This window comes from Polaribacter sp. Z014 (assembly GCF_023555435.1).
Classification (GTDB): Bacteria; Bacteroidota; Bacteroidia; order Flavobacteriales; family Flavobacteriaceae; genus Polaribacter.
This window is the reverse complement of sequence record NZ_JALCZP010000013.1, coordinates 1-26,734: the sequence shown is the minus strand read 5'-3', so window position 1 is coordinate 26,734 and position 26,734 is coordinate 1. Positions and strand designations below refer to the sequence as shown.

The following is a 26,734-nucleotide window of genomic DNA, read 5'->3' as shown; positions in this document are numbered from 1 at the left end:
ACGGATAAAGGCTTTAGAAGACTTTCGCTTCAGAAGAAAAAGTATAGCCATTTAGTAAACTTTTTGCATCCATTTTTTTCTTTCCAGATAGTTTTATTTCATCAATAATAATGAAACCGCCATTAACAGCTACTTTCAACTCTTTCTTTGTAGCTAAAATTTTACCAATAATAAAATTATGAGCTTCTTCTTCCTTTTCTTTTCTAATGGCATAGATTTTAGCCGTTATTTCTTCCTCTCCATTTTTAATAATGGTCCAGGCTGCCGGAAAAGGATTTAAACCTCTAATTTTATTATAGATGTTTTCTAAAGAATCTGTCCAATCAATTCTACAATTTTCAGGATTCAGTTTAGAAGCAGATTTTTCTTCTAAATCGGGTTGTTTTGTTGTTGTTACTTTTTCAGTAGCAATGAGGTCTATTGTTTTACCAACTAAATCGGCTCCTAAAAACATTAATTTATCATGTAATGTACCAACTGTTTCAGTTTCTGAAACCGCTATTTCTTCTTGTAAGATAATTTCTCCTGTATCAATTTTATCATCAATAAAAAAAGTAGTTACACCGGTTTTAGTTTCTCCATTTATAATAGCCCAATGTATGGGAGCTGCACCTCTATATTCTGGCAATAAAGAAGCGTGTAAGTTAAATGTACCATATTTAGGCATTTGCCAAACAACTTTTGGTAGCATTCTAAAAGCAACTACAATTTGTAAATTGGCATTTAAATCTTTTAATTCTTTATTAAAATTCTCGTTTTTTAAGTTGGTAGGTTGTAAAACAGGTAAGTTTACCGAAGTAGCATATTTTTTTACGGCAGATTCATTTAACTTTCGTCCTCTTCCCGCTGGTTTGTCTGCTGCTGTAATAACACCAACTACATTATAATCATTTTCTACCAAATGCTTTAAAATAGTAACGGCAAAATCTGGAGTTCCCATAAAAACAATACGTACATCTTTCATAATTAGTGGATTAATTGGTATTTATTCTGATGATTAATTTTTATTTTATCATCGGTTAATAATTGTCGCAAATGTATTAAAATGTCTTTTTCATTCGCCACTAAAGACGCACTAATTTCTTGAGATGATAAAACTTGCTTATTCTTTAAAAGTTGTATTATTTCTGATGATAAATTTTTGGTAGGCTTTCTGTTTTCTGAAATACAAACATCACAAATACCACATTTTTCTGTTTTTATTTCATCAAAATAACTTAAAACCTGATTACTTCTACAAACGGAATTGTTATTTACAAAAGCAATTAAATCTTCTGATTTTTGTTTTTTCTGATGGATGAATTGCTTCATTTCTCTAGAACACCTGTTTATGGTGTAATCATCTTCTCTAGGTACTAAAAAAACTAGTTCGGCATCATTTTTTACGGGCTTATATGCAATAATATTATCGTTTTCTAATCGTTCAAAATTAGCTAAAACCAGATTAGTGGTTAAACCTGCTTTTTTTGCGATAAAAAATTCATCAATTTTTACTTCTTCCTCAAATAAACCTGCGTAGGTTCTTAATATGGAGTTGGTGAATTTTTTAAGCATTGGATTTTTATCCAAATAATTTAAAACAGTTTTACTACTTACTATAAATAATAAAGTAGACTTTTTATTATACTGATTGCTAATTTCTATAATTCCGTTATTGGCTAATATTTTTAGAGCAGTATCTACTTTTAATACGGAATAATTGTACTTTTTAGAAAATTCTAAAAGATTAAAAGAATATGACTCCTCGCTTAATTCGCCTAAAGAAATTCTAAAATATTGATATAATTTTTTGTGAATATCTTTAATTTCTGGGATGCTTAAAAGTGTTTTTTCTAATCGATCTTTAAATAATATAATATCATTTTTATTAAATAATAAAACGGCAAATGATTTTTTACCACTTCTACCAGCTCTACCGGTTTCTTGTACGTAGTTTTCTATACTTGTAGGTAAATCTAAATGAATAACCAAGCCAACGTTTGCTTTGTCAATTCCCATACCAAATGCATTTGTAGCCACCATAATGGGCGTTTTTTCGGTCATCCAGTTTTCAAAAGAACTGTTTTTTTCTATGGATGATAATCCTCCATGATAAAAAGAACTTTTAAAATTATTTGCATTTAAAAACGCGGCAATTTGAGTTGTTTTTTTTCTGGAATTGACATATACAATTGCAGGTGTTTTCGTTTTTGTAAATATTTGAAGTAAGCGTTGTAATTTATCTTCAATGGTAAATATTTGATATGCTAAATTTTCTCTAAAAAAAGACTTTTTAAAAAGTTGAGGGTCTTTTAATTGAAGGTTTGTAGCAATATCTTCAAGAACTCTTTGGTTTGCAGTTGCTGTTAAGGCGATAAAAGGAATATTGGGTTTTAGTTCTCTTAAAATATTGATATTTCTGTAAGAAGGTCTAAAATCATGTCCCCATTCAGAAATACAGTGTGCCTCATCAATGGCAATTAAATTGATGTTTAATTCTTTTATTTTTTGTTGAATAAAATAAGACTGCAACCTTTCCGGAGAAAGATATAAGAATTTTATGCTTCCGAATTTAACATTGTCAAACAAGGTAATCATTTCATCTTGTGTAGAGCCAGATTTAATGCTTGTGGCTTTAATTCCTTTTTGTGTTAAGTTTTCTACCTGATCTTGCATTAAAGCAATTAAAGGAGAAATAACCAAACAAACACCTTCTTTTGCTAAAGCCGGAATTTGAAAACAGATAGATTTACCGCCACCTGTTGGTAGCAATGCAATGACATCTTTTTGAGCCAATGAAGCAGCAATGATTTCTTCTTGTAGGGGTCTAAATTCAGAAAATCCCCAATATTTTTTTAATATTTCTTTTGGAGCAATCATAAATCGCAAGCAAGCGAATTAACAACAAAATCGGCTCTTTCTTTTAAAGATCCAAAAGGAATATTAATGATGGTGTATCCTAAATCTGTATAAGATTTCATTAAAAATTTGTCAATCTCTAAAGTTTCTTCAAAAGATTCATAACGTTCATTATCTGTAGTATGAATGTCTTCCCAAGGAGAAAAATGAAAAATTTTGGTGTATTTATAGTGGTTGCTTTTTTCGAAAAATGTTATCGGGTATTCTGTTTTAAAATAATCCATGTATGCGTGAACATCTGGAATTCCTCTATCAAAAAAAACAATTTTTTCCTTGCTTTTAGTCGCTTCTAAAAATTGTTTTTCTCTACCTTCTAAAAGCATTTTGCTAAATAATAAAGGTTCTGTTAAGAACAGTTGGTCAATTCCTTTTTTTTGAGCCTCTAAAGTTACTTCTCTAGAAATTTCGGGCATACAAAAACACCCTCTATTTGTTAATTCATTTATAACCGAAGTTTTTCCCGTTCCTGGTCCACCTATTAAGACTATTTTTTGCTGCATTTCACAAAAATAAATGAATCTCTTTATAAAACTAATTTTTAATGTAATTTTGTTTCTTGTTATTTATAATTAATTTAGATTTAAGAACATGTTTTTATGAGTGATAAAAAAGAGTTTTATGCAAAGTTAAAAGAGCAACTAAATGGTACTACTAAATTTCCTGCAGATTATTTGTATAAATTTATTGTGCCTACAGATGCCAATCAGGTGCAAGAAGTAGAAGATTTATTTAACGATTCTGGAGCCGTAATAAATACAAAAAAGTCTAAGACCGGAAAATATGTGAGCGTTTCTATCGTATTAAATATAGAAAGTGCCGATAAAGTGATTTCGTATTATTTAAAAGCTGAAAACATTAAAGGAATTATATCATTATAGTTACGTATTTTATGAAGAAAATAGTTTTATTATTAGTTTTAGGTGTATCAATATCTGCCTTCTCACAGAAGAAAGATAAAACATTAGTTACTATAGACGGAGAGAAAACAACTGTTTCAGAATTTAAAAGAGTCTATGAAAAAAATTTAGATGCTATAGATAATAAAGAAGCTAAAAGTGTTTCTAAAAATTTAGACTTGTATATTAATTACAAGTTAAAAGTTAGAGAAGCTTATAGTATTAATTTAGATACTCTGCCTTCTTATAAGAGAGAAATGGAAACGTATAAAAACCAACTTTCTGCGCCCTATTTACAAGATACTACGTTTATAGATCAGTTGGTAAAAGATGCTTATTTTAGAACAAAAAACCAAGTTAAGGCAAAACATATCTTATTAAGATTACCACGAGAAGCATCACCAAAAGACACTTTAATGCTTTATAATAAAATCTTAGCATTAAGAGAAAGAATTCTAAAAGGTGAAAAATTTGAAGCAATTGCAGCACAGTATTCCGAAGATAAATCTGCCCAAGATGATCCTAAAACAGGAAGAAAAGGGAATGGAGGTAATTTAGGTTATTTCGCTGCTTTTAATATGGTGTACCCCTTTGAGGTAGCCGCTTATAATACTAAAGTAGGTGAAATTTCTATGCCTTTTAGAACACAATTTGGATATCATATTATGCAAGTAGATGATTTAAAAGAGTCTAAGGGTGAAATAGAAGCGGCACACATTTTAATTAGAGATACAACGGCTGTAGGTAAATTGAAGATAGATAGTATTTATACCAAATTAAAAAATAAAGAGAAATTTGAAGATCTAGCAATGCAGTACTCAGAAGATCCGGGTTCTAAAAAGAATGGAGGTAAGTTAGGTAAATTTGGTACAGGTAGAATGGTAAAACCATTTGATGATGCCGTATTTGCTTTAGAAAATATAAATGATTTTTCTAAACCATTTAAAACTCGTTTTGGTTGGCACATTGCTAAGGTATTAAAGAAACATCCTATTCAATCTTTTGATGAAATGAAAAAAGAGTTAAAAGAAAAGGTGAAAAAAAGTTCTAGAATGCAGTTGTCTGAAAAAGCAGTTGTAAATAAATTGAAAAAAGAATATACTATTACAGAATTTGAAGATGCTAAAAAGATTTTAAATAAAAAAAATCTAAGAGCACTTCCTATAGATTCATTACAGAGCACAATTTTAAGGATAAATGATAAAAATATTACACAAGAAGCTTTTATTAAATATATTAGAAATAGAAGACATTTAGCCGTTTTTAAACTTTTTGAAATGTTTGAAGAGGAAGAAATATTAACGTATTACAAAGAAAACTTAATTTATACAGAACCAGAATATGCATATACTTTAAAAGAGTACGAGGATGGTTTGTTGCTTTTTGAATTAATGCAAGAAAAAATATGGACAAAATCTTCTAGTGATACCATTGGTTTGCAAAAGTTTTTTGATACACACACTACTAATTATAAAACAACTGATTTAAAAAGTATAAAAGGTCAGGTAATAAATGATTATCAAAACTTTTTAGAAGAAAATTGGATTGCAGATTTAATAAAAAAGAGCAAAATTAAAGTAAGTAAAAAAGAATTGAAAAAATTAATAAATTTTTACAAAAATAAATAATGAAATATTTAGCTATCTTATTTTGTCTTGTTCTTTTTTCTTCTTGTGATTTTTTTACAATGAAAGAGAAAGAAACCAATACTTCAGAAATTGTAGCTATTGTTAATACAGAAAAGCTTTTTAGAGAAGACTTGGTAAATGTTTTACCTAAAAATATAAGTAAAAGTGATAGCCTAGTTTTAGTGAAAAGCTATATTCAGAATTGGGCAATAAAAAGACTTTTACTAGAAAAAGCTAAGAATAATAGTTCTTTAGAAACGATGAATCAAATAGATGATTTGGTTAAAGATTATAAAGAAAGTTTGTTAATTAATAACTTTAAAGAACAATTAGTAAAACAACAATTAGATACTGTTATTTCTGATGAAGAACTCTCAGCATATTATATGTTGAATAAAGAGAATTTTAAATTAAATGAAGAACTTGTTAAAATAAAATTCCTTCATGTAGATAAGAATATAAAAGACAAAAAAAATATTTTAAAGCTTTTTAAATCCGATAGTATTAGCGACCTAGAAATATTAGAAAAACAAGAACTAAGTTTTAAATCTTATCAGTTTAACGACTCTGTTTGGACGCAATTAGATAACATTTTGTTAAAACTTCCTTTTTCAAAGGAAAAACTGTTAAAAAAAACAAAATTCATCGAAAAACAAGATTCAATAGGTTTATATTTGGTGGCTATAAATGACGTGTTAGAACGAAACTCTATAGCGCCTTTAAGTTATATTACACCTACAATAAAACAAATGATTTTACATAAACGTAAAATTGAATTATTAAGAGAGATAGAAAAAATAATAGTAAAAGATGCAACACAGAACAACAATTTCAAAATATATTAAAATCTCAATTTTCACCCTTTTTCTAGGGTTTTTAGGATTGCAAACATCAGCACAAAAAGTAAAGATAGATGGTGTAGCAGTGGTTATTGGTAAAAACATTGTTTTAGATTCTGATATTGCTAAATTTAAACAAGAAGTAGAATTAAGAAGTGAAGGAAAAGTAAAAATTACAGATTGTGAAATGCTAGAAGAACTGATGCAACAGAAATTATTGGCGCATCATGCCATTGTAGATAGTGTTACTGTTTCCGACTCAGAAATTATGTCTAGAGTAGATAGAAGTATCCAATACTTTACACAACAATATGGTAGTGAAGAAAAAGTAATTAAAGCGTATGGTTTTAATGATTTAGATGATTTAAAGAAGGAATTGTCTACGGTTCAAACAGAAAACCTTTTAATAGAAAAAGAGCAACAAAAAATTACAGAAAAGATTGATGTTACTCCAGAAGAGGTGCGTTTGTATTATAATGGATTAAAAGAAAAAGGAGAATTACCTCAGTTTCCGGCAGAAATAGAACTTGCTCAAGTAGTTTTAAAAGCAATACCTACAAAAGAAGAAACAGACAGAATTATTAATAAATTAAATGAACTAAAAAAAGAAATAGAAGAGGGATCTAGTTTTAGAATGAAAGCTATTATTAATTCTGATGATCCTGGAGTAACAAGTAATGGAGGTGAATATACGGTAACAAAAGAGTCTGCTTTTATTAAGGAATTTAAAGAAATGGCATTTACTTTAGACGTTGGTCAAGTTTCTAAACCATTTAAATCGCAATTTGGTTATCATATTATGCAATTACATGCAATTAAAGGGAATACAAGAGTTGCTTCTCATATATTAATGCAACCAGAAATTCCTGAAGAAAAAATGAAGGAACTTAAAGATAAAGCAGAACATATTATTTTAGAAATTAAAGGAGGAGAATTAACTTTTGAGGAAGCTGTTAAAAAATATTCTAATGATGATGACACTAAGAATAATGGTGGACTTATTGTTAATCCGTCTACAGGAGAATCTAAGTTTGATTTAACCAGAATGGATCCTACTTTTTATGCAAGAGTAAGTGATCTTAAAAAAGGAGAAATGACAGACCCTTTTTATGATGAAGAGAGATCTGGTGATAAAATGTACAAGTTCATTTTAATGAAAGATAGAACAGATACGCATGTTGCAGATATTGTTGAAGATTATGTGAAAGTACAACAACTAGCACTTCAAAAAAAGAAAGAAGAAACCATTACAAAATGGTCTAAAGAAAAAATAAAAGATACCTACATTAATATTGGACCTGCGTATAGTAAATGTACGTTTGAGAAGAACTGGAAAAAAGAAGTAAATAAATAATGTCTGACGTAAAAGCAGTAAAAGATTTAGTAGATAAATACAACAAGTTAAAAAGAGAGATTGGTAAAGTTATAATTGGGCAGCATGAAGCTGTTAGTTTTACTTTGTTGTCTGTCTTCTGTGGTGGTCACTCCTTATTAGTTGGAGTGCCGGGTTTAGCAAAAACGTTGTTGGTAAATACTGTTTCCGATGCTTTAGGATTGGATTTTAAAAGAATACAATTTACACCAGATTTAATGCCTTCAGATATTTTAGGAAGTGAAATTTTAGATGAAAACAGACATTTTAAATTTATAAAAGGGCCTATTTTCTCTAATATTATACTTGCAGATGAAATAAATAGAACACCTCCAAAAACACAAGCAGCTTTGTTAGAAGCAATGCAAGAGCGTTCTGTAACAGTTTCTGGAAATCATTATAAATTAGACTTACCCTTTTTTGTGTTAGCAACACAAAACCCAATTGAGCAAGAAGGAACGTATCCGTTGCCAGAAGCGCAATTAGACAGGTTTATGTTTTCTATTTATTTAGAATATCCTTCGTTTGAAGAAGAGGTAGCTGTTGTAAAAAGTACAACGGGTAATAAAAAAGAAATTATAAAGTCATTATTTTCTGCAGAAGAAATTGTTGAAATTCAAAAACTAATACGTAAAATTCCTGTTGCCGATAATGTTATTGAATATGCAGTTCGTTTAGTAGGTAAAACAAGACCGAAATCTAAAGAAGCTACAGATTTAGTAAAATCGTACTTAGATTGGGGAGCAGGTCCTAGAGCATCTCAAAACTTAATCTTAGCGGCTAAAGCACATGCGGCCGTAAACGGGAAGTTTTCTCCAGATATAGAAAATGTAAAAGCAGTAGCTATCCCTATTTTATCGCACAGAATTGTAAAAAATTATAAAGCAGAAGCTGAAGGTGTTTCTGTTGCAGATATTATTAATTCTTTGTTGTAAAACGAACTCTAGAGGTATAGAGAAGTCGCTAAGATGTAAAGAAAAACGCAAAGTTCGCAAAGAATTAGGTGTTAAAACTTTGCAAACTTTGCGTTTATTTTTTTACAAGAATTTATTCGTTTTCAAAAAAGCTAAACACATTTCCTCCATAACGTTTATCATAACTATGCTTTTCATGTTTAGTTAAATCTGTGTGTTTAGAGTGTTCAACAATTAAAATACCATCTTCTTTTAGTAAATTTTTGGTAAAAACCAAATCCACTATTTTTAAGAATTGTTCTTCTTCAAAATCATAAGGTGGGTCTGCAAAAATAACATCTGCTTGTAAAGAAGTCTTTTCTAGAAATTTATAAACATCACTTTTAAAAGTGTTTATAGGTAAATCTAAGGTTTTGGCAGTTTCGTTAATGTATTTTATGCAACCAAAGTGTGCGTCTATGGCATAAATTTCTTTGGTTCCTCTAGAGCCAAATTCATAACTAATGTTTCCTGTACCAGAAAAAAGATCTATAACAGCAATACTATCAAAATAATAAGTGTTGTTTAAGATGTTAAAGAGCGATTCTTTAGCCATATCTGTTGTAGGACGAACAGGTAAGTTTTTAGGCGCGGATAAACGTCTGCTTTTGTGTTTTCCAGATATTATTCTCATGAATTTAAAAGGATATAATTTGAATGTTTAGAAGCATCTAATTGATTAAAAATTTTGTTATCACTTTCTAAAAAGGAAACATTTCTAATATATTGATACGTGATTTTATAAATTTCAGAAGCCATTTCAATATCTCCAATAAAAGATAGTTGAGTTTCTTCTACATTTAATTTTAATTGTTCGAAAGTAAATAAGATATAATAAATAAAATCTTCTTTTGTTTCAAAATTAAATGAATTTGTAAATAGGAGCTGTTTATTTTGAAGTACAACAATGTCAAAAGCTTCTTTTGATACATTTACAAATACCTTTTTTTGATCAGAATTATTGAAAGTAATTAATTTTTCAATTAAAATGGTTAAATGATGTTTGTATTCAAACTCACCAAAGTTTTGAAATAAGTAATTATTAATATTTACATAAGGTACATATACGTTTTTTGCGTTGATGCTTTCTATATCATCATAAGCAATAAAATCTGTAGCTAATGTTTTTATATTAAAATTAAGATATTCAGAAAGTATTTCTTCATTAAAATATTGATTAGGTACCAAAGAAAATAAATTATTTTGATGTATAACTAATACAGATGAAAAGTCTTTTTGCAGGTGTATATCTGTTTTAAATATTTCTTCTATTTTTTTTAATAGATTTTCTGGCGTTAATTGTTTTTCTTTAAAGATGTATTCAGAAAAGTAAAAGGTTTCTTTTGATGCATTATTTGTTATACAAAAAGAAAATCCATCCAAATTAAATTGGATGGATAACTTAGTATCTTTTACGTGTGTTAAAGTATGTATACTATTCTTCTTTATCACCGTCTTTTTTGTCATAAGAAGGAGGCCAATTACCTCCAGTTGTAACTTCATCTAAAGAACCAACAGAAACATATTCTCCTTTAATTTGATCTGTAGCAATTTGCTCTAATTCTTGTTTAAGAAGAGATTCATCCATTCCTTTTAAAATGTCTTGTTTTGCTGTTTTAACATAAAATGTTGGTACTACCATTCCTGGTACTTTTTCTACAGTTCCTACTTCTATTTCAAACTCTTTACCTGCAACGCCAGGTACTTTAAACATTTCTTTATAGTTTTTCCCTTTAAAGTATTTAGAAACAGGTTCGTAACCAATAGTATCTGTTTGTCTTTTTTCTACATCAATGATAATACCACCACCTCTGTGTTCTTTTTCTACAATAGTTTTAGTTTCTGTTAAAGCTAATTTAGCGCTATCAATAAACTTTATTAAACCAGCCTTGTCTTTAGTGTATGTACCTGTTACTTCAAAATGCTTAACTTCTGCATCTCTAATTATTTTTAAGTTTTGAATAACTTTAGAGTATTTTGCAACTTTATTTTTATTAAAAATAATCGGTTCCATTATACCATAGTATATTTTATAAACTAAAAAAGCGGTTAATGCCAAAAGAGATATAGAGGCAATCCATCTTAATTTTAATGGTAAAAATTTAACTATAATAATAGCTAGTAATACTGCAGCTATAAGAGCTGCCAAAATCATTCCAAGTAATCCCATTGTAAGTATTTTTTTTTAATAGTCTTAAGGCAAATCTACAATTTTTTTTTTATGATAAAAACTTTTATTTACAATTCAATGTATCTTTGTTGTATTAATTTTTATATGATAAATAAAACATCCAATTTTTACGCAGAATTACTGAAAAAATTTCAACATTTTCCAACCACTAAACAAAGCAAATTATTACGGCTTTTAAGCGATTTTAGTTTTACAGAGGACACAGATGCCTTGTTTTTGTTAAAAGGGTACGCAGGTACCGGTAAAACAACTAGTATAAGTGCTTATGTAAATAGTTTAGTAAGCATCGGTAAAAAAGCAGTTTTATTAGCTCCAACTGGTAGAGCTGCTAAAGTAATTTCTGTGTATTCTAAAAGACCTGCATTTACAATTCATAAAAAAATATATTTTCCTAAAAAGCAATCAAATGGTTCTGTAGGTTTTGTTTTACAACCAAATAAGCATAGAAATACGGTTTTTATTGTAGATGAATCTTCTATGATTCCGGATAGTAGACAAAATCAGAAATTATTTGAAACCGGCTCCTTATTAGATGATTTAATTCGTTATGTATACTCTGGTCATCAATGTAAATTAATTTTTATTGGAGACACTGCTCAATTACCTCCTGTTAAATTAAAAATTAGTCCTGCTTTAGAAGAAGACACCTTGGTGTATGATTATCATAAAAATGTTACATCAATAGAGTTAGATGAAGTTATGCGTCAGCATGAAGACTCTGGTATTCTTGCAAATGCAACGTTATTAAGGTTGATGATTCAAAATGATACCACTAATTTTAAGTTTGATATTAATTTTCCTGATATAATTAGATTAGATGATGGTTATGATATTGAAGATGCTTTGGTTACCGCTTATGATAGTGATGGAGTAGAGGATACTGCATTTATTGTACGTTCTAACAAAAGAGCAAATGAATATAATCAACAAATTAGAATGAAAATTCGAGGGCAAGAAAATGAAATTTCTGCTGGAGATTATATTATGGTGGTAAAAAATAATTATTATTGGTTAAAAGAAAATTCAACCGCAGGTTTTATAGCTAATGGAGATATTTGTGAAATTTTAAAAATATTTTCTATTAAAGAATTGTACGGTTTTAAATTTGCAGAAGTAGAAGTTCGTATGATTGATTACCCAGACATGCAACCTTTTGAAACGGTTTTATTGTTAGATACACTAACTAGTGAAACGCCTTCTTTAACGTATGAAGAATCTAACAAATTGTATCAAGCAGTAAAGGAAGATTATGCACATATAAAATCGAAGTCAAAACAGTTTATGGAAATTAAAAAGAATGTGTTTTTTAATGCATTACAAGTAAAATTCTCATATGCCATGACCTGTCATAAATCTCAAGGAGGACAATGGAAAACGGTGTTTATAGAGCAGCCTTATTTGCCAGAAGGAGTTTCTAAAGAATACTACAGATGGCTATATACCGCTTTAACTAGAGCGCAAGAAAAATTGTATTTAATTGGTTTTAAAGATGAATTTTTTGAAGAATAGCGATAAAATAGGATTTAAAGAAAGCGCTAGAAGTAATTGAAAACGATGTTAACGCAGCAGGTAGTTAATTGCTATACTACCATATTTATGCCCGTAGGTATATCTTAAATCTTTAGATTTACTAGTATTATAATTAAAAGAATATCCAAAGTTTAAACGATTAACGGTAAATTTTAAACCTAACTCAATATCAAAAACAATTGGTTTTAATGCATTCGTAATTGGACTAGTTTTGTTTAAAAAACTACCTTGTAGAGTGGCATCATAAGCAGCATATCGCAACATTGGTTTTATAAAAAAAAAGGATTCTACTTCTCTATAATAATCTGTTTGGTTATTATTTAAATTAGTATTAAATGCAATTGAATTTGCTAATTTCTGAAGTGGTTTTAGCCCAATTCTACTATAAAAACCTGTAGAAATATTTGTATAAACAGTACCAAGATTTACCTTGTTAACCCAAGTGATATCAAAGTTATTATCAGTAGTTTCTAAGATGGTTTTTAAATATTCTGCATTAAAATTTAGTGCAAAAGCATTTTTTATTTGATATTTCCATCCTACTGCTTTTTTAAAACCATACATATCATGTATAAATTCTTGTAATTCTTCTGCATAAGAATTAGTACCAATTACCCCAATTTGAGCAGATGTCTTAAAAATTTGATTATTTTTATAAATCCTTTTTATACCGAAACTTCCATATAAATATCCTGCAAAAGGTCTATCTTGGTCATTTACATCTTCTACTGTAGTTTTGTAAGGCGTATACATTTCTTGCCCTATTTGCCATTCTAAAATGCGTTTTTCTAAAGAGGTTTTTTTCTTTTTAGAAAGATATCTATACGTTAAAAAAATGCCACTTGTATAATACCTATCTCTATGGGCAGAAACATAAAGATCGTTATCTGTTACTAGGCTAATTTCTTTAGTAAATTTTTCTTGTGCAATTGTATAAGAAGAAACAAACACAATAATAGTAAGGATAAAATATTTCATAAAAGACAAATATAAAAGAACTTATTTAAAATGATGATTTTTTTATGTAATTCTAAAAAAAAGTAGTTATTTTAGTCCGAGTAAATAGAATTTATGGAAATTAAAGAGGGATTAAGTTCAGAGGACTTTCAAAGCGTTAAAAATAGTCAAGAATTATTAGCGTTAATAGAGGAGAAGAATGCTGCTAGTAAGAAAGTAAAAAAAACAATGATATATAATGAAGAACTAAGGTTGCTTCAAATAGAACTTGTTAAATTACAAAGATGGATATCTAATAACAACAAGCGTGTTGCTATTATTTTTGAAGGACGAGATGCAGCTGGTAAAGGAGGTAATATTCGTAGATTTATGGAACATTTAAATCCGAGATCTAGTAGATTGGTGGCTTTAAACAAACCTACAGAAATAGAAAAAGGGCAATGGTATTTTCAACGATATATAAAAGAATTGCCAAATCCTGGAGAAATTGTTTTCTTTGATAGAAGTTGGTACAATAGAGCGGTTGTAGAACCTGTTATGGGTTTTTGTTCAGACTTACAATATAAAGAATTTTTAGTGCAAGTACCAGAATTTGAGCACATGATGTACGAAGATGGTGTTGTGATTATTAAATTTTGGTTGTCAATTTCTAAAGGAGAACAATTAACTCGCTTTGAAGGCAGAAAGGAAAACCCATTAAAAAGATGGAAATTTAGTCCTGTAGATAAACAAGGACAAATTCTTTGGGATAAATATACTTATTATAAAGAAGAAATGTTCTCTAAAACGCATACTTCATACAGCCCTTGGATGATGATAAAGACAAATGATAAAAAAGTAGCAAGACTAGAAGCTATTAGACATGTTTTATCTCAGTTTGATTATGAAGGGAAAAAAGAAGCAAAAACAGTTTTAAATCCAGATCCTAATGTAGTAATGCGTTATTATAGATCTAATACAAATATAGATTAAATTTACTATGGAAATATCGTCTAAAAATTTAAAAAAATTAAACTCTAAAAAAGGCCTTTTAGCACTTTTATCTAAAGAACCTTTAAATATAGATAGAGCCATTAGATATGTAGATTATCAAAGAAAACTGGAAAAGTTACAGGTAGAATTGATACGTTTACAAAAGTGGGCTATTAATAAAGAAGAAAGAATAATTGTTGTTTTTGAAGGAAGAGATGCTGCCGGAAAAGGAGGAGCTATAAGAAGGTTAACAGAACGTATTAATCCACGTCATATGCGTATTGTTGCATTATCAAAACCCACAGAAGATGAGGAAACACAATGGTACTTTCAAAGATATATAGAACAACTACCTAAAGCAGGCGAAATTGTTTTTTTTGATAGAAGTTGGTATAATAGAGCGGTAATAGAACCCGTAAATGGGTTTTGTACTCCGGAAGATTATAAAATTTTTATGAATCAGGTAAATGATTTTGAAAGAATGATTTTAGAGTCTGGAATTCATGTTGTTAAAATTTATATGTCTATTTCTAAAAAAGAGCAGTCTAAACGTTTTGAGGATATAAAAAATAATCCATTAAAGCAATGGAAAATGACCAAACTAGATGAGAAAGCTCAAGATTTTTGGGATGAATATACAGAGTATAAAAATGCGATGTTTGAAAAAACAAATACAGATATTTCTCCTTGGAAAATAATTAGAGCAAATAGAAAAACAGAAGCTAGAGTAAATGTTATTAACCACATTTTAAATAGCATTCCTTATGATAAAGATTTAGAAGTTTAAATATTTTTTAACAGAAAAAAGAGACATCTATTATATTTTTTGGAATTGTGCATTTTTATCTATTTAGTCAAACTTCCTTACAATATGTTAAAAAGTCTTTCGCTATTATCTCTTTTATCTTCTCTAAAGTAAAATAAAAGTTTATTTTTACGCAAATTTTACAACACAACAAATTTATAATGAAGAAATACACGTACACAGAGAAAAAAGACACGCGTTCAGGTTTTGGAGATGGTTTAACAGAATTAGGTAGAACAAACCCAAACGTAGTTGCCTTATGTGCAGATTTAATTGGTTCTTTAAAAATGGATCAATTTATTGAAGAAAATCCTGAAAGATTTTTCCAAATAGGTATTGCAGAAGCTAATATGATTAGTATTGCAGCAGGATTAACAATTGGAGGTAAAATTCCGTTTACAGGTACATTTGCTAATTTTTCTACCGGTAGAGTGTATGACCAAATTCGTCAATCTGTGGCGTATTCTGGTAAAAATGTAAAAATTTGTGCATCGCATGCTGGAGTTACTTTAGGAGAAGATGGAGCAACACATCAAATATTAGAAGATATTGGTTTAATGAAAATGTTGCCAGGAATGACCGTAATTAATACGTGTGATTATAACCAAACAAAAGCAGCAACGATTGCAATTGCAGATTTTGATGGACCTGTATATTTACGTTTTGGTCGTCCAAAAGTACCTGTATTTATGCCAGCTGATGAAAAATTTGAAATTGGTAAAGGAATTCAATTAACAGAAGGAACTGATGTAACTATTGTTGCAACAGGTCATTTAGTTTGGGAATCTTTACAAGCAGCAGAACAATTAGAAGCAGAAGGAATCTCTGTAGAAGTAATAAACATACACACAATTAAACCTTTAGACGAAGAAATTATTTTAAAGTCTGTAGCTAAAACCGGTTGTATTGTTACTGCAGAAGAGCATAATAAATTAGGTGGTTTAGGTGAAAGTGTTGCTAGAACGTTAGCTTTAAACACACCAACTCCACAAGAATTTGTTGCAACAAATGATACTTTTGGAGAATCTGGAACACCAGAACAATTAATGGCTAAATATGGTTTAGATGCTGCTGCAGTTGTAAAAGCTGTTAAAAAAGTAATTTCTAGAAAATAATTACGTTTTAAGTTTTAAAGTAGTTTAATCTTTAAATTAAAAATAATGAAAAAAGTAATTTTAATGATGTGTTTGGCTTTTGGATCTATCCAAATGTCTAATGCTCAAATAGATTTTGGTATTAAAGCAGGGGTTAATTATAATAATACAGGTAACGATTCTTTTAAAACTACTGGAAGTGATGTTATAAACGGAGCGAAAGCTAAATCTGGTTACCATGCAGGTATTTGGTTTCGTGGAGATTTGCCTGTTCTTGGTTTATATTTAAGACCAGAAATAGTGTATACAGAAGTAAAAAGTGAATATGCTTTAAATACTATAAAATCTGATTACGATTTTAAGAAACTAGATGTTCCTGTTTTAATCGGGAAAAAGTTTTTTGGATTTGTAAACGCTTTTATTGGTCCGTCTTTACAGTATGTAATAGAAGATGATTTTAAGTTTAATAACTTAACTACAGATGATTTTGATAAATTTTCTGTAGGCGCTCAAATGGGACTTGGTTTAGAATTTGGAAACTTAGGAGTTGATGTTCGTTGGGAAAGAGGTTTATCTAACTCTGAAGCTAAATTTGCTGATAAGTTTACCGTAGATAACAGAACAAATCAAATAATATTTGGACTTTCTTTAAAGTTATAAATACATAGATTATTAAACACCATAAAGCTCTTGAAATTTTCAAGAGCTTTTTTTATTTCTATCATTTAATAGTAAAAGCTTCGTTTACTGTTGTATAAAAAATTGAGTATTCCTTCTTTATATTACAATTATTTTTTATCATGTACTAGTTACTCAATTTTCATTTTAAAAAGTAATTTAGAATTTTCTCTAAAGCGATATAAGAAGTCTTTATTCTATTTTTAAAGCAGACTGAATAGTTGGAGTACTTTTTTTTAGATACGCTTATTCAATCCTTTTTCTAACAGATTTTATTTACATTCTTTCTAAGCATCCAATTTATAGTAAAAAACAAAACATTCAACAAAAAAAAAGACTCTTAATTTCTTAAGAGTCTTATGTAGTTTTTTATAATTTTAATTAATATCCGGATTCAAGTAATCTGGTAAGTCAGGATTGTTAGGATCGCTACGATCGTTAGCAGGATTTTCATCATCATTAGCATCTTCATTTATCGTTAGAACACCATCACCATCATCATCCGTATCTAAGTAATTAGCTCTACCATCTAAATCGGTATCATCATTTAACGGATTTAAATCTCCATCAGGATCTTCCATTATAGAAGGCACCCCATCATTATCATGATCTGTATCTTTTACAAAGTCATATAAATCAATATAAAAAAGAATACATTCATTTGCTAAAATACTACTTGCTCCAAATCTACCATAACCTAAACCAGAGGGGATAAATAAAATTCCTTTACCTCCGTTTTTATAAGTAATTGGGCCATTATCTGTAATATTATCACCTCCTTTAAAATTAGTGAAACCATGAACCCATCCACGAATAACTCCATTTTTTAAAACTCCATTGCTATAATAAGGAACTAAATTTAGCCAAACATAATCATTATAATCAAAAACGTTACTAATAGTTTCGGTATCTACAATTCTTTGTCCATAATATTTAACAAATACAGAATCCATAACTGTTGGGTTTCCTTTGTCTATTGTTGGAGTACCTACACTATTTACGTAATAATATAGATTGTAATCTATATCATTTTCTTTAACCTTCATCGTTTTTAGATTCTCTTTATCATCGTATAAAGCCGTTTTTCCAGGAACTAAGGCTTTAATAGAATCTATATCAGTATCAAAATAATGATTTTTTAAAAATTGAACTAGCGTGTCATTATCTATTAAAGCTTGTGCTTCATAATCAAAATCATCTACCTCAGAAGAAGAGCTACTACCACAAGAGTAAAGTAGTATCGAAATAATTGCAAAAGCAAAAATATGTTTTATTTTATTCATTTATTCTTAATAATTTGAGCGTGCAATTTACCAATTTTATACCTTTGTAAAAAGACAAACGTTATATTTTAACTATTTTTATGAGAATTGATAAATATTTGTGGTGTATTCGAGTTTATAAAACAAGAAGTATTGCAACAACAGCATGCAAAAAAGGCCAAGTTAAGATAGATAATAAAAGCCTAAAACCTTCTAAAGAAGTTTTTGGAGATGAATTGATATTCGTTAGAAAAAACCAAATCAATTATCAAATAAAAGTTTTAGATTTACCAAAAAGTAGGGTTGGAGCAAAAATAGTAGATCTTTACAGAAAAGATGTTACGCCTAAAGAAGAGTTTGAGAAAACAGATCTTTTAAAATATGCCAAAGATTACTATCGAAAAAAAGGAGCAGGTAGACCTACAAAAAAAGATAGAAGAGATATAGATAATTATCAAGACGATACAACAGAAGAAGTATGACAACACCAGGTAGCATTATATTAAATGAATTGCAAATTTCTCAAAAAATAAGAAGGATTGCGTATCAAATTTACGAAACTAATAGTTCTGAAAAAGAAGTTATATTGGCCGGTATTGTGGGGAATGGTTATCTGTTTGCTGAAAAATTGATGGAAGTTTTACAAGAAATATCTCCTATAAAAGTAACTATTTGTAAAGTTAATATTGATAAAAAACATCCTTTAAAACCAATTACCACTTCTTTAAATGTTGAGGATTATAAAAATAAACCTTTAATTTTAGTGGATGATGTTTTAAGTTCTGGAACTACCCTAATTTATGGAATTAAGCATTTTTTAGACGTCCCTTTAAAAAGGTTTAAAACAGCTGTATTAGTGAATAGAAACCACAAAAAATATCCTGTAAAGGCAGATTTTAAAGGGATTTCTTTATCTACCTCTATAAAGGAACATATACAAGTTGAGTTTTCTGGAAAAGAAGCTGTAGCTTATTTAGCTTAATATTTTTTCTAATTCTTCTGCAACTTCTGTTTTAGTTTTATTGTCTATTTTTACAATCGTTTTTGCTTGTTCGTAAAAAGGGCGTCTTTCAAAAAGATGTTTTGCAACAAATTCAGGAATTTTATCATCACCTAAAGACGCTATTAAGGGTCTTTTAGCCTTTTTTCTAATTAAGCGCTCTATCATCGTTGCAGTGCTACCTTGTAAATAAATAGAATTTGCATCAGAATTATTAATTTCTTCCATATTATTTGCATAACAAGGTGTTCCGCCTCCTAAAGCGAGGATATATTTTTCGTCTTTATCTAGAATTTCTTTTAAATATTTGTTTTCTATCAACCTAAAATATACTTCACCTTTGGTTTTAAATATTTCAGAAACAGACATTTTTTCTTTTTCAATAATATAGTCATCTAAGTCTAAGAACTTCATAGACAGTTTTTTAGAAAGTCTTTTACCTATGCTAGATTTTCCCGAAGCCATATACCCTAATAATACTATTTTCATTGATTTTTATTTTTATGCAAATATCTATAATTTTTTTTCATTTTAATGGTTATAATTCCAATGTTTGATTGTATATTTGCAACCGGTTTACAAAATAGACCTGGTAGCTCAGTTGGTAGAGCATCTCCCTTTTAAGGAGAGGGTCCTGGGTTCGAGCCCCAGCCCGGTCACAAATAAAAATGTTAAGCAATATGCTTAACATTTTTGCTTTATACAAATGCGCACGTGGCGAAATTGGTAGACGCGCAGCCTTGAGGGGGCTGTGTTCGCAAGAACGTGGAAGTTCGAATCTTCTCGTGCGCACTTCAAGTATCTGTATGTAGTACAGTGTTTTAGGAGTTTATTTTGATTTTAACAAAAATTAAAATGAGACTAAAAAAAGCATTCGTGCCCCCAATCGTGCCCCTTAAAATTCATAAAATGACTTTTTCAAAACCTAAAATATTTATACCCAAAGAAAAAAATGCAGCAGGTATTTTAAAACCTAGTGTTGCTAAAGGCAAATACTGGTACGTTAAATATTCTTATAGGAATCCTAAGACTGGTAAGATGGAAAAATTTAAAGAAAAAGCAGGAATCAATAGGCACAAAACCGTTACCATGCGAAAAATGGCTATTAGGAACCTTCGTATTGCCGTCGAACAATTTTTAGCACTTGGTTATTCTCCTTTTGAATATCGCAAAGTAGATTTAGCAGATAAAAAAGAATGGACAACTGAAGAAGCTTTAGAAAATGCTATTACCGAAAAACACAAAGTCTGGAGTGCATCTACCATTAACATAAATAAATTCCCTATTAACGTTTTTATTCGTTATTTAAAAAAACATAACCTTTACCAAAATGATATTAAAACGATAACCAAACGACATGTTATTCTTTTTTTAAATAATCTTGGTAAAGATAAAGGTAAGCCAGTTAATGCAACTACTAGAAACACCTACAGAAAAACAATAAGTAGTTTATTTAATCAAATGGTTGCTGACGATATTATTGATAAAAACTTTGTAGAAGGAATTCCTAAACTTGCATCTAAACCTAAAAAAAATATTCCCTTTCGTAAAAAAGAAATGGAAACTATAAAAGAACACCTACTAGAACATGATCCTTATTTATATTTTTTTATAAAATTTGTGATGTATGGTTTTTTTAGACCTGTAGAAGTTTGTAGAATAAAAATTAAGGACATCAATATAGATCGTAATACTATTTCTGTGCAGAGTAAAACAGAAGATGCTACTGCAAATACGGTATTTCTTACCAAGCAATTAAAAGAAACCATTGCAGAAATGGATTTACATAAATTTGATACTGAATATCACTTATTTAGTTCAAAATTAGAACCTAGTAATTGGCTTGTTGAGGATACTGTAAAAAGAACATATTTTGGTAGACGTTTTGCTAAAGTAAAAAAAGCCTTAAATTTTGATGAAAATTACGGTATCTATTCCTTTAGACATACTGCAGCCATAGATATTTTTACTACTTACAAAGAACAAGGTTTAACAGATTTAGAAGCCAAGCATAAAATGTTACCAATTACAAGACACAAAACTGTAGATAGCTTAAATAAGTACCTCCGCGATATTGGAGCATCTTTACCTGAAGATTATTCTGATGATTACAGTTTAGATTTTTAAATAATTATAATTAATATAATATCACTATATTTAAGTTCTTTTTCGAAAAGTCTTTTTAAAGACTTTTTCATAGCAATTTTACCCACCTCTCAACGATGTGGGTTTTTATTTTTAATAAGAAATTAAATTTACTCTTTATATTATAAAATATAGAATGTCACTTCATGAAAATTAAATTTCCATAGAATAATTATCATCTTTAATTAATAAATTAAAGAATTATAATATGTTTGATTATCCCTTGAAATTTAAGGTATAATCAATATATTTGTTTTGATATAAGCCGTTATGTGCAATTTCCAACAAAATTCTCGATTCTAAAGCATGATAGAAAAATTAAAAAGAATACTCAAACAAGAAGATACAGTTTTATTTATCGGGTCAGGAATATCATTATGGTCAGGTCTACCTACATGGGGAGGAATGATTCAAGAACTTATTGTCTTTATTAAAGAAAATGGTTTAGATGCAACTTTAGCAGAAAATGAACTTAAAAGAGGAGACTATTTACAAGCAGCAAGTTACGGTTTTGACAAATTAAGTAAACCTCAAGTTGCTGAATTTATTAGAGGAGCAAGTCGACTAGGTGTTGCGCAACCACATGATATACATAAAAAAATCATCTCACTTGGACCCACTTGTTATATAACAACTAATTATGATAAGCTTTTAGAGTTAAGTTTTCAGAAATGGAAATCTGATATCTACCTCAGAACAGTTGTAAATAACCAACTTACAGAAACAGCTGAAATTGTAGGTGCCAGAGCGAATAATTTTTTATTCAAATTACATGGTGATGCAGAAAATTCAGATACAATTATTTTAACAAGAGAACAATATAGAGTTTTAAGTTTTGGAGGTGAATTACAACATGCTCTAGATTCCACTAAGACTTTAATGTTGAGTAGACCAATAGTATACATTGGTTTTGGACTAAGAGATCCAGATTTTTTATATTTAAAAGATTTGCTAATTAACACATATAAAGGTGGAGCTAGAGATCACTATGCAATAATGCCTGATATTGGTAGTCAGGAGAAAGAATATTGGCTAAGAAATTTTGGCATTCATTTAATTGATTACCAAACCATTGAAAAAAATGACGGAAGAAGAGATCATTCTCCTATATTGAAATTACTTGATGATTTATTATCTATAAAAATTGATGAGATAGAACCAAATCTCATATTGACTTCAGAATTCATATTAAGTCTTAATAGGCATGCTGCTAAGAACATAGACTTTAATATTGAGAGATTACACCTTCCTCTAGTTGTTCATCCCTTAGAAAGTACTCAAAGAGAAAATTATGACTATAGATTTCACGAAGCTCCAGTCGAAAAATTACTTGACAATGGACCTGATAGACTCATTCTAATCGGTCTACCTGGAGGAGGTAAAAGTTATTCAATAAAAGCTAGTGTTTCTAGACTATCAAAATCTCTTGCAGCGAGTTGCATTGAAGACTCCGTAAAAATAAATGAAACTATTATACCTATATATGTGGACTTAAAACTTTATCAAGGAGATATAGTTGAATTATTAGAACAAAACATTCCTGTTGGAATGAACCTATCATTATTATGCACGCATTTTAAAGTTAAAATATATTTTGATGCATTTAATGAAATTCCTAAGAAATATATTGAATCTAAAATTTGGAATTCTGATTTCGAAAATCTACTGAAAAGTCATTCTTTTTCTCTTGTCATATCTTCTAGAACTATAGATGGGCTTGAAGAATTAGAATTTTCAGAGTTTAACTTAGACACTATTGACAAGGATTTCATCAAAACAAGCTTAGTAAAAAACCAATTTGAACTAAAAGGTCTATTCAGAAATGAAATCATAAGTTTATTACAAAAACCATTTTTTTACAAACTTATATTTGAAAAGAATATAAAAATTGAGGCTGATACAAATCCTCAAAAAATATATCTCAACCTAATCAACCTAATTAACAGAAAACTCAATGATAGGTTTCAAGTCAACTTTAATCTATTAAAACCGCTTTCAAATATCGCTATGGACGCTATGGATAGTGGTGAGGAAACATACGCCTCAGAATTATTAGAAAAGTATATTGAAGACGAATTAATAATAGATAACATATCTTCTGTTCCTGCTTTAGATATTGTTAATTGGTTAATATCACAAGAGTTAATAATACCTATTATTAATGGAAGAATGAGCTTCTTTCATCAATCTGTAACAGAATATTTAGCAGCATCAAAGTTAGCAACACTTTTCACTCAGAATAACTCAATACTTAAGGAAAAACTAAGCTATAGAAGATGGGATCAAGCTCTATACTTAACACTTAGCCTCTTAAACAACGAGAATGCTCATAAGTTTCTTGAAACTGTAGTAAGTGTCGATTTTGAGCTTGCAGTATCATCCGTTAAATACATAGAAGAGAGTACTGATGAAATCGTAGGTCAACTTTTACATAGGATTGAAACATCATCAGGTGAAGACGTTGAATGGCTAGATCAAGTCGAATATAAGTTAAGAACATCTCTACCTTTTTCAGAACCTCATATCCCAATATTAAAAAATTTAATTAATAAAGGAAATTCTTTGGGAGGTATTGCTGTTGGGTGCGTTTTAGATTTATTAGGATATAATTTTAAAAATGAAGCATTGAATTTACTTGTTTCCAATTGTGATGATTATAACTTTTGTAGTAACGTAGGAAGAAGTATTAAAAAATTTGTAACAATAGATGATCTTCCTTTCCTCACAACTTTAAGCCAACAAGTTCAAGAAAAACTAAATTCAAAAATTGTCAAAGAAGTTGGAGGGTTTAATTCTGCTCTTGGAGATATACTAGAAGAGCTTAATCCTAAAGCTGTTTTGTTAGCCTTTTATAACCCTCAAAAAACGAAAAAAGAACAAATTGTGCAAATTAATGTATTGTGCAATTATTTAAGGGACTGTAGAAATAACGATGGATTAAAAATCTCAGCTGATCTTTTAATTGCAGGTATTGATAAAATTGCTGTAGAAATATATTTTATCGTTAGATTTTCTAATAAAGAAGATAATATTGACTATTCAATTTTCACAACTGAACATATTAGGTCTTTATTTGAGATTGTTAAGCGTCAAAAAAGTTCTAATTCGGAATGGGCACTAGGAGCGCTATATTATATCTTTTCAAACAGAAAAGATTTGATTTATTATCTTGAGAAAGATATTCCTCAAAGTAGTGGAATGATAAAAGTCGCATTATGCTATTCAATATCAGATCCGACTAATCAAAAGTTTGTTTTTAATGCATTTGAAGACTTTCTTTCAATTGATCCTGACAATCTATCAAAAGAAAACTTTGAACTTTTAGGCCATATGCGAGAACTAAACTGGAGTGGACAAGAAAATCTATTCGTTAAGTTGTTAAAATTAAGGAATACAGAATTAGCATATAACCTATGTGACAGGTTTGCTCTACAAGAAGATATTGGAAACCGACATGTATTCGAAATTGGACCAATAAATTGGTGGTTAGATTGGTTTATTGAATTCGATGAATCAAAAAGTAAAAAGTGGATGTTTGCTGATAGAGTACCAAGTGTAATTTCAAATTATATTTCTGCTGATAAAAGACGAGACTATATTTCTGAATTTAATAATCCTAATTCCAAATATCGCAACATATTGGTTAATGTTATTTTTAAAAAAATGAATGGTTTGAAGTTAGAAGATTTTACTGAGGAGTCAATTTCTTACATGATTGAAACACTTAAAAACACAAAAAAACATCTAATTGCAAATAGTGTTTTACGGACAATTGCAAATGAAGAGTTTGTAATTAACCGTTTGTTGCCATTAAGAAGTAGTGCTAAAGATATAGAGCGCAAAAACTTGGAAACTTTAATTGATGAAATCGGAAGAAGACATAAAAGAAGATATTTAATAAAGTAAAAAAAAGCACATAACACCGTGTATAATTAATGGCTAGTTTTAGCTTGCTTACGAAAATTCTTGCGGATTTTCTATTCAGTTTGTAATTGCTAAATTAGGTGCTTAAACACGCCACTAACCATACACAACAACGTTACAAATAATACATAAACGATGAGAAGAACTCTTACTTTTATTGCAATATTTTCTTTTTTACTTTCGAGTGCTCAATATAAAAAAGGAATAATTTTTTTAACAGATTCAACTGAAATAAAAGGATTAATTAAAGTTAGAACACTTGATGGAATCAAATATAAAGAAAATGACAGTTCTTCGGTTAAAAAACTAAATGACAGACAATTAATTGGTTATAATATTACTGAAGATGGAATTGAAACTAAATATAGATTTAAAAAAATTGAAAGTAAATTTAAGAATAAACAAAGGTTCGGACCTGGTAGAAAAATAAAAACTGACCAAAAAATTAGAATGAAAATAGTTCGTTCAGGGAAAATAAATTTATATAGCGTATTTGTTTCAAATGCAGGTTCTGCTATGGGAATGGGGCTACCTGTTTCATCAGGAAATTTATATTATATTGAGAAAGACAACAAAACAATAAAACTTGGAACCAAAATTAAAAGTAAATACTATTACTTGTTTGAAGATTGTCCAGAATTAATAAAAAAGATAAAAACAAAAGAATTAAAACATACGAATTTAATTGAGATAATTGAATACTATAATAAAAACTGTGATATAGAAAATTAACGAGTGAAAAAAGTACTATTTGTAACACCGTATAAACTTTATTGCTGGTTTTGGCTCACTTGGGAAATTCCTCCGGAATTTCGCCGTTCGTGTTTTATTTAGTAAATTCACTGTTTAAACAACGCAACAAAGCTTATACAACAACGTTGCCCAACATTAAAAACTGACTCTTGAAAAGATTAGGAGAATATATAAAAGACAACAAATTAAAGGAATTAAGTACTTTAATTAACAAACGAATATATCTGATTAAATGTTCAAATCTTGGAGCAAATCTGAAAGAAAACATTTACACAGCAAACTTATTCGAAATTCCATTTTTCTGGAAAGATGAACTTGGAATTGAACAATCAAAAAAAATTGAATTTCAATCTGAATGGAATGAAGAAAAAGAAACTCTTATAGATTATTATAACTTGAAAATTAAGGTTGTTGAAAGAGAAAAGTTTGTAGAAAGTTTTGAGAATGTGTTGAAAAAAACCTCAAAAAAAGGAATTAACTCAAACATTACTTTTTCTGAATTTATGATTTCAGAGATTTTAATACTTTCAAGAGAGGAAGTTGCAGATGAACAAATTGAAATAAGACACGACGAAGGAATATTGTTTATTGACAAAAACGGGAATAGAATATTATTGTCAGCTGAAATAAAATGTACTGGAGAAGTTGAATTTATAAATAATTCATCAGTAATTGAAAAAAGAATAAAAGAACTGAAAATAAGAAAAACGTTGGGCAACACCGTATAAATTTTATTGCTGGCTTTAGCTCACTTGGGAAATTCCTCCGGAATTTCGCCGTTCGTGTTTTATTTACTAAATTCACTGCTTAAACAACGCAACAAAGCTTATACAACAA

The 26,734-nt window shown here is 29.0% G+C and carries 25 protein-coding genes and 2 tRNA genes; 18 read left to right on the top strand and 9 right to left on the bottom strand.

The genetic code is table 11. The features are described 5' to 3' along the window. Nucleotides 1–13 precede the first annotated feature (13 nt). The 3 genes from fmt to MPF19_RS13615 are packed head-to-tail and all read right to left on the bottom strand — an operon-like array spanning nt 14 to nt 3,398. Nucleotides 14–964 (bottom strand): methionyl-tRNA formyltransferase, encoded by a 951-nt coding sequence (gene fmt / locus MPF19_RS13625; protein WP_249988648.1) that lies wholly within the window; start codon nt 962–964, stop codon nt 14–16. Between the two features lie 2 nt (nt 965–966). After that, nucleotides 967–2,859, bottom strand: a complete 1,893-nt coding sequence (locus tag MPF19_RS13620; RefSeq protein ID WP_249988647.1) for a RecQ family ATP-dependent DNA helicase — start codon at nt 2,857–2,859, stop codon at nt 967–969. Beyond that, complete coding sequence (locus MPF19_RS13615; RefSeq protein ID WP_249988646.1) at nt 2,856–3,398, bottom strand: AAA family ATPase; 543 nt, start codon at nt 3,396–3,398, stop codon at nt 2,856–2,858. Before MPF19_RS13615 ends, MPF19_RS13620 begins: the two co-directional genes overlap by 4 nt. A gap of 96 nt (nt 3,399–3,494) precedes the next feature. Here MPF19_RS13615 and MPF19_RS13610 point away from each other — a divergent pair, with 96 nt between their 5' ends. Genes MPF19_RS13610 through MPF19_RS13590 form a run of 5 tightly spaced genes read left to right on the top strand, consistent with a single transcriptional unit; the run spans nt 3,495 to nt 8,568 of the window. Further along, complete coding sequence (locus MPF19_RS13610) at nt 3,495–3,776, top strand: DUF493 family protein (RefSeq protein WP_203394336.1); 282 nt, start codon at nt 3,495–3,497, stop codon at nt 3,774–3,776. An 11-nt stretch (nt 3,777–3,787) separates the two neighbouring features. Further along, nucleotides 3,788–5,422 (top strand): peptidylprolyl isomerase, encoded by a 1,635-nt coding sequence (locus MPF19_RS13605; protein ID WP_249988645.1) that lies wholly within the window; start codon nt 3,788–3,790, stop codon nt 5,420–5,422. A 59-nt stretch (nt 5,423–5,481) separates the two neighbouring features. Next, a complete protein-coding gene (locus MPF19_RS13600) occupies nt 5,482–6,267 on the top strand; it encodes a hypothetical protein (protein ID WP_249988644.1) in 786 nt (261 codons plus the stop codon). Next, complete coding sequence (locus MPF19_RS13595) at nt 6,233–7,615, top strand: peptidylprolyl isomerase (RefSeq protein WP_249988643.1); 1,383 nt, start codon at nt 6,233–6,235, stop codon at nt 7,613–7,615. The genes MPF19_RS13600 and MPF19_RS13595 overlap by 35 nt, the downstream gene beginning before the upstream one ends. After that, nucleotides 7,615–8,568 (top strand): AAA family ATPase, encoded by a 954-nt coding sequence (locus MPF19_RS13590; RefSeq protein WP_249988642.1) that lies wholly within the window; start codon nt 7,615–7,617, stop codon nt 8,566–8,568. The genes MPF19_RS13595 and MPF19_RS13590 overlap by 1 nt, the downstream gene beginning before the upstream one ends. 112 nt (nt 8,569–8,680) lie before the next feature. On the opposite strand, the gene MPF19_RS13585 is transcribed toward MPF19_RS13590, so the two are convergent. Genes MPF19_RS13585 through MPF19_RS13575 form a run of 3 tightly spaced genes read right to left on the bottom strand, consistent with a single transcriptional unit; the run spans nt 8,681 to nt 10,756 of the window. Continuing rightward, entirely contained in the window at nt 8,681–9,220 is a 540-nt protein-coding gene (locus MPF19_RS13585) for an RsmD family RNA methyltransferase (RefSeq protein ID WP_249988641.1), read from the bottom strand. Then, nucleotides 9,217–10,053, bottom strand: coding sequence for a DUF3822 family protein (locus tag MPF19_RS13580; RefSeq protein WP_203394342.1), 837 nt, complete (start codon nt 10,051–10,053; stop codon nt 9,217–9,219). Before MPF19_RS13580 ends, MPF19_RS13585 begins: the two co-directional genes overlap by 4 nt. Further along, complete coding sequence (locus tag MPF19_RS13575) at nt 10,022–10,756, bottom strand: hypothetical protein (protein ID WP_203394343.1); 735 nt, start codon at nt 10,754–10,756, stop codon at nt 10,022–10,024. Before MPF19_RS13575 ends, MPF19_RS13580 begins: the two co-directional genes overlap by 32 nt. Before the next feature lie 105 nt (nt 10,757–10,861). On the opposite strand from MPF19_RS13575, the gene MPF19_RS13570 reads away from it, so the two are divergent. Then, nucleotides 10,862–12,286 carry an ATP-dependent DNA helicase gene (locus MPF19_RS13570; RefSeq protein ID WP_203394344.1) on the top strand — a complete coding sequence of 475 codons (1,425 nt, stop codon included), beginning with the start codon at nt 10,862–10,864 and terminating at the stop codon, nt 12,284–12,286. A 48-nt stretch (nt 12,287–12,334) separates the two neighbouring features. On the opposite strand, the gene MPF19_RS13565 is transcribed toward MPF19_RS13570, so the two are convergent. Further along, on the bottom strand, nt 12,335–13,285 hold the full coding sequence (locus MPF19_RS13565; RefSeq protein WP_249988640.1) for a lipid A deacylase LpxR family protein: 951 nt from the start codon (nt 13,283–13,285) through the stop codon (nt 12,335–12,337). 93 nt (nt 13,286–13,378) lie between these two features. Between MPF19_RS13565 and ppk2 (MPF19_RS13560) the strand changes: the two genes are divergently transcribed. The 4 genes from ppk2 (MPF19_RS13560) to MPF19_RS13545 all read left to right on the top strand — a co-directional run bounded on the left by ppk2 (MPF19_RS13560) (nt 13,379) and on the right by MPF19_RS13545 (nt 16,795). After that, nucleotides 13,379–14,236: a polyphosphate kinase 2 gene (gene ppk2, locus MPF19_RS13560; RefSeq protein WP_249988639.1), complete on the top strand. Its 858-nt coding sequence runs from the start codon at nt 13,379–13,381 to the stop codon at nt 14,234–14,236. A gap of 7 nt (nt 14,237–14,243) precedes the next feature. Next, on the top strand, nt 14,244–15,023 hold the full coding sequence (ppk2, locus tag MPF19_RS13555) for a polyphosphate kinase 2 (protein ID WP_203394347.1): 780 nt from the start codon (nt 14,244–14,246) through the stop codon (nt 15,021–15,023). Nucleotides 15,024–15,202: 179 nt separating this feature from the next. Beyond that, entirely contained in the window at nt 15,203–16,156 is a 954-nt protein-coding gene (locus tag MPF19_RS13550; protein ID WP_203394348.1) for a transketolase family protein, read from the top strand. Nucleotides 16,157–16,201: 45 nt separating this feature from the next. Further along, the gene (locus MPF19_RS13545; RefSeq protein WP_203394349.1) at nt 16,202–16,795 is read left to right on the top strand and encodes an outer membrane beta-barrel protein; all 594 of its coding nucleotides are present in this window, start codon (nt 16,202–16,204) and stop codon (nt 16,793–16,795) included. Between the two features lie 395 nt (nt 16,796–17,190). On the opposite strand, the gene MPF19_RS13540 is transcribed toward MPF19_RS13545, so the two are convergent. Continuing rightward, a complete protein-coding gene (locus tag MPF19_RS13540) occupies nt 17,191–18,096 on the bottom strand; it encodes an FKBP-type peptidyl-prolyl cis-trans isomerase (RefSeq protein ID WP_203394350.1) in 906 nt (301 codons plus the stop codon). Nucleotides 18,097–18,176: 80 nt separating this feature from the next. Between MPF19_RS13540 and MPF19_RS13535 the strand changes: the two genes are divergently transcribed. Both MPF19_RS13535 and MPF19_RS13530 read left to right on the top strand, forming a co-directional pair. Next, nucleotides 18,177–18,557 carry an RNA-binding S4 domain-containing protein gene (locus MPF19_RS13535; protein WP_249988638.1) on the top strand — a complete coding sequence of 127 codons (381 nt, stop codon included), beginning with the start codon at nt 18,177–18,179 and terminating at the stop codon, nt 18,555–18,557. After that, the gene (locus tag MPF19_RS13530; RefSeq protein WP_203394352.1) at nt 18,554–19,057 is read left to right on the top strand and encodes a phosphoribosyltransferase family protein; all 504 of its coding nucleotides are present in this window, start codon (nt 18,554–18,556) and stop codon (nt 19,055–19,057) included. Before MPF19_RS13535 ends, MPF19_RS13530 begins: the two co-directional genes overlap by 4 nt. Here MPF19_RS13530 and MPF19_RS13525 read toward each other — a convergent pair. Beyond that, on the bottom strand, nt 19,049–19,564 hold the full coding sequence (locus MPF19_RS13525; protein ID WP_203394353.1) for a shikimate kinase: 516 nt from the start codon (nt 19,562–19,564) through the stop codon (nt 19,049–19,051). The two genes, MPF19_RS13530 and MPF19_RS13525, sit on opposite strands and share 9 nt — an antisense overlap. Before the next feature lie 97 nt (nt 19,565–19,661). Between MPF19_RS13525 and MPF19_RS13520 the strand changes: the two genes are divergently transcribed. The 6 genes from MPF19_RS13520 to MPF19_RS13495 all read left to right on the top strand — a co-directional run bounded on the left by MPF19_RS13520 (nt 19,662) and on the right by MPF19_RS13495 (nt 26,625). Further along, nucleotides 19,662–19,734: transfer RNA gene (locus MPF19_RS13520), tRNA-Lys, on the top strand. A gap of 49 nt (nt 19,735–19,783) precedes the next feature. Continuing rightward, nucleotides 19,784–19,867 (top strand) — tRNA-Leu (locus MPF19_RS13515). A gap of 117 nt (nt 19,868–19,984) precedes the next feature. Continuing rightward, nucleotides 19,985–21,202: a tyrosine-type recombinase/integrase gene (locus MPF19_RS13510; protein WP_249988637.1), complete on the top strand. Its 1,218-nt coding sequence runs from the start codon at nt 19,985–19,987 to the stop codon at nt 21,200–21,202. A gap of 324 nt (nt 21,203–21,526) precedes the next feature. Continuing rightward, nucleotides 21,527–25,126: an SIR2 family NAD-dependent protein deacylase gene (locus MPF19_RS13505; protein WP_249988636.1), complete on the top strand. Its 3,600-nt coding sequence runs from the start codon at nt 21,527–21,529 to the stop codon at nt 25,124–25,126. A gap of 153 nt (nt 25,127–25,279) precedes the next feature. Beyond that, complete coding sequence (locus MPF19_RS13500; protein ID WP_203395241.1) at nt 25,280–25,876, top strand: hypothetical protein; 597 nt, start codon at nt 25,280–25,282, stop codon at nt 25,874–25,876. A gap of 170 nt (nt 25,877–26,046) precedes the next feature. Beyond that, nucleotides 26,047–26,625, top strand: a complete 579-nt coding sequence (locus MPF19_RS13495; protein WP_249988635.1) for a hypothetical protein — start codon at nt 26,047–26,049, stop codon at nt 26,623–26,625. The last annotated feature ends 109 nt before the right edge of the window (nt 26,626–26,734 follow it).